The sequence below is a fragment of the Microbacterium sp. P5_B6 genome (genome assembly GCF_056400345.1).
Genome location: NZ_JBFULL010000051.1, coordinates 1 through 3,584 on the forward strand (window position 1 = coordinate 1; position 3,584 = coordinate 3,584).

Sequence of the window (3,584 nt, forward strand, 5' to 3'; positions counted from 1 at the left end):
GGTGAGCAGCAGTGAACGTTCGGGCCTGACCCGGCTGGCAATGTAGAGCAGTGCCGTGATCGAGCGAAGGCGCTCATGCGGCGTCTGTGTTGTGATGCCGCGCTAGTCAGAGATCTAGGAAGTCGCCCAGCCAGGTGCGTACTGCTCTCAGACAGTCGATCGAGACTTCGCCAGCTACCCCCGTAAGTCGATCCCGCGACAGCGTGCGAGGCTGCTCGGTCATGACCCACGATGGCCGGTCCAGCCCGCTCGACCCCTCCACGCGAACGTGGTTAGGCCATCCGCGGTCGGTGGTCGTGATCGGCAACACGATGACGAGGGTCGTCACGGCATCCAAGTAGCCCGCGGACGCAACGATCAGAACCGGGCGATGACCACCTTGCTCTCTGCCGCGGACAGGCTCGAGTGCCGCCCAGGCTACGACACCCGGGGCCAGGTCGGCGGTCGTCACGAAGCGTCGGCCAGTTCGGTGCGCTCCCAGTCTTCAGTCTCCGCAGAGTACGACCCTGCATCGTCGCTGGTCGACGCGTCGATCGAGGACTTCAGCAATTGGAGACGCCCATCGTCTGTCCTCGGCATCTGCGAGATGCGCGAGGTGCGCCCCGAGCGTGAGCCCGTCACGGGCGGCTTGCTCCTTGAGCCGGTCGCGGAGTTCGTCGCTGACTTTGATGGTCGTAGTCATACTCGAAGTATACCGACCGCAAGAAAGCACACGTCCCGGGCTAACGACTAGAGCGAGAGTCCGTCACGCGAAGTGATTCAGACCGAATCGCCGCTACCTGAGCGCTAACGCGTGGCCGGACGTCGTCCTCGCGGCAGTAGTCATAACCCGATAGACGGACCCCCCGGCCCAGACGGTCCGTGGTGCGGCCTCGTACGGTCGTACGGCCGGCCGGGGTTGTACGGGTCAACCGCCGGCGCCCGCCGCGGCTCCTGGATCCGCACTTCCGGCGCGAGACCGGCATCGCGGGCGCGTGTCATGAGGCGGGTTGCGGTGCTCTGGCTGATCTTGAGGGTGTCGGCGACGAGCTTGAGCGGGGGGTAGCTGATTGCCGTGGCGACGCGATAGACGGCGATCGCGGCGTACAGGGACTCCAACTGTTCGCGGTCCTCCTGCGCCAGCAATCGACTGAGAAACTCCCGCACCGGGATGCGGTCCCGGTCGCCGGCATCCTTCCCGCCGACGTCGACGGTGACCACCTCGAGCGCCGACCTCGTCATGATCCAATGCGTGCGCACCTCGCGGAGCATCTGGCTGGTGATGTCGACGCCTTCGCCTTCGCGCTCAAGGGCGGCGAACACGACGGCAGTGCGACCGAGCGCGGCATCCCACTCCACGCGCACGGTGATCGTCCCGGGCACGTCCTGCTCGCCCGACACGCGCGCATGCCAAGACTTCGGCAGCGTTACGCGGCTGCCGAGATCGATGCGTTCGTCGCTGATGTCATATGCCTCGACGYCTGCCATAGAGCCCACTATTCCAGGTTGCCGGCGATTTGCGAAGAAGAGTGTCGATCTTGGCTCACATGTGTGATACCTTGCCACGAAGGGAGACTGACACTGCTGGCTCAAGGAAGGAACGGGCTATGAACAACTCACCGGAGCACCTTGCTCTGACGATGAAGGATGCCGCCAAGCTCGTCGGCGTCGACTACCGCACGATCAAGCTCGGCATCGAGAGCGGGACCATTCCCACGGTCCAGCTTGGCCCGCGCCGAATGATCCCCCGCGTGCCGCTGCTGCGCGTGTTCGGGATCAACGCCTGACGGCTGCACAAGCAAAGCGTGACTTAACTCGGCGAGCAGGTGCGTGGTCGCGGCATCAGCATCGAGCCGCTGGAAGAGCCCGTCGTGGGCGCAATAGAGGTTCTGAGTGCAGAACAAGCTCGTCGGCATGGGGTGGTGTCCCGGCATCGGACGCATCAACCTTGGCCGGCAGGCCTCGTCAACGACGCATCGAGATGCACGACGCTGACCTCGATATCCGAGCGACGGAGCCGCTCGGCTATTTCGTCCAATCATCGGGCGCCTTGCGGGCGGTTGCGTCTAACGGCCTGTGCTCGTCTCGCATCTCCATCCGACCAGTCATCGGGACCGAACCAGAGGACGATATAGATTCGCGACGTGCCCCCGATGTCCGCTATGTAGCGGTCGCCGAGCTGACTTTCGAGCGAGATTTCTAGGTCGTGATTCCAGCATCACTTGACCTCCCCAACTAGAGTGATCGCCTCGCCGGGTCGTCGAGTGTCGTAGGCGAGGCGTTCGTCCAGCGCTCCCACCGCAGACCGCTAGCGTCGGTGAACCGCACAACGGCTCGCGTCTTGGTGTGATCGTAGCCGCCGTCATAGGGGACATTGCCGCTCACAGCCACCCACGTGCCAGTCTTCTTGGCTGCGGTGACGACTCCAAGGTCGGCGCGCTCCGTGGCCTCGGCTCCGTCGTAGATGCCCCAGCAGCTGACGAATGAGATCGGGGCATTACTCCTATTGTCAACGGCGACATACACCTGATGATTGCCGCCATCGATTTCGGAGCTTGACTGCCCCCACTCCACAAACACCTCTCGCGCCTGCGCTGCGATCTGATCCTCGCGGGCCATCTCAAACGTCGCACGCTCGTACTCGGCGGTCATGCGAGCCGCCCTGGCCGCCTCTGCGGAGTGCTCTGCGGACTTCTCGCCGATGGTGGCGGCGTCCCGAGCGGCCCTCGCGGCACTCATTGACGCGATCGCAGCGATCAAGCCAACAATGGCGGCGCCCGCAGAGACCAACAGCCCGATCACCGCGAGCAACTCGTCTCCAACGACTTCGACGCGGATCGGCTCAAGGGGGACAACTGTAAATGACGCCAGCGGCGTAGATCTGGTGAGCGGTAGGGCGGTCGCGACTACCATCGCGAGTCGAAGAAGCACAGCRACAGCATGGCAGGACTCCAAACCACCGTTAGTGGACGCGCCGTGCACTGAAGGCAACGATGCTTTCGGATGCAGTCGCCTCTGGGGGTGGAGGTGGACCCGCCATGCGCCACCCCCGACAGAATGCTYGTTACAAGCGCCGCCATCAGTACCACCTCCCTGCCCGATGCCGCCAAGCTCGTCGGCGTCGACTACCGCAGGATGAAGCTCGGCATAGAGAGCGGGAGCATTCCGACGGACCAGCTCGGTCCGGTTCGGCTCGTGTCGATCTCTAAACTCGCCCACGACGGGATGTCGCGGCGTCGCCGTCAGCTGCAGTCCAGGTATCGGAAGACGGTGCCCACTCCCAGTGATGTCACCGTTCCCGAGTCGACAAGCGCGGAGAGCAGCACGCCGTCCTGCGTCCATGAGTGATCAGACTCGAGATGTTCTTCTCCCACGGTGGGTGTTCGCGCCGGGCGACTCGATCTCGCTGACGGGTGACCCTAGAGTGGTGCCGCCTCTGGCGACGGGCGTGTCATCAGCGGGACGTCCTTGGACATTGATTCCTTCCACGCGCCCGGACGGTCCGGACACTTCGACCACCCACTGTGCTCCCAAGCAGCGCACCTAGTCGTCCAGCAGCGGTTGGACGTCAAGATGGATGCTCCGAGGGTGATCGGTCCCAGCTC

At 64.1% G+C, this 3,584-nt stretch carries 6 protein-coding genes; 2 read left to right on the forward strand and 4 right to left on the reverse strand.

Annotated features, from left to right (window positions below; all coding sequences use genetic code 11):
* Positions 1-106 precede the first annotated feature (106 nt).
* The 3 genes from AC1DP3_RS18015 to AC1DP3_RS18025 form a co-directional block, all read right to left on the reverse strand.
* Positions 107-451, reverse strand: coding sequence for a type II toxin-antitoxin system PemK/MazF family toxin (locus tag AC1DP3_RS18015; RefSeq protein WP_477295697.1), 345 nt, complete (start codon positions 449-451; stop codon positions 107-109).
* A gap of 33 nt (positions 452-484) precedes the next feature.
* Positions 485-682, reverse strand: a complete 198-nt coding sequence (locus tag AC1DP3_RS18020; protein ID WP_477295699.1) for a hypothetical protein — start codon at positions 680-682, stop codon at positions 485-487.
* Between the two features lie 140 nt (positions 683-822).
* Positions 823-1,467 (reverse strand): hypothetical protein, encoded by a 645-nt coding sequence (locus tag AC1DP3_RS18025; protein ID WP_477295701.1) that lies wholly within the window; start codon positions 1,465-1,467, stop codon positions 823-825.
* Positions 1,468-1,586: 119 nt separating this feature from the next.
* Between AC1DP3_RS18025 and AC1DP3_RS18030 the strand changes: the two genes are divergently transcribed.
* Positions 1,587-1,766 carry a helix-turn-helix domain-containing protein gene (locus tag AC1DP3_RS18030; protein ID WP_477295703.1) on the forward strand — a complete coding sequence of 60 codons (180 nt, stop codon included), beginning with the start codon at positions 1,587-1,589 and terminating at the stop codon, positions 1,764-1,766.
* A gap of 448 nt (positions 1,767-2,214) precedes the next feature.
* Here AC1DP3_RS18030 and AC1DP3_RS18035 read toward each other — a convergent pair whose 3' ends face one another.
* A complete protein-coding gene (locus AC1DP3_RS18035) occupies positions 2,215-2,910 on the reverse strand; it encodes a hypothetical protein (RefSeq protein ID WP_477295705.1) in 696 nt (231 codons plus the stop codon).
* Between the two features lie 126 nt (positions 2,911-3,036).
* On the opposite strand from AC1DP3_RS18035, the gene AC1DP3_RS18040 reads away from it, so the two are divergent.
* A complete protein-coding gene (locus AC1DP3_RS18040; protein ID WP_477295707.1) occupies positions 3,037-3,327 on the forward strand; it encodes a hypothetical protein in 291 nt (96 codons plus the stop codon).
* The last annotated feature ends 257 nt before the right edge of the window (positions 3,328-3,584 follow it).

What these genes read in the sequence shown, in the direction of transcription:
- AC1DP3_RS18030 (WP_477295703.1), top strand. Translation starts at nt 1,587, where the DNA reads ATGAACAACTCACCGGAGCACCTTGCTCTGACGATGAAGGATGCCGCC.
- AC1DP3_RS18020 (WP_477295699.1), bottom strand. Translation starts at nt 682, where the DNA reads ATGACTACGACCATCAAAGTCAGCGACGAACTCCGCGACCGGCTCAAG.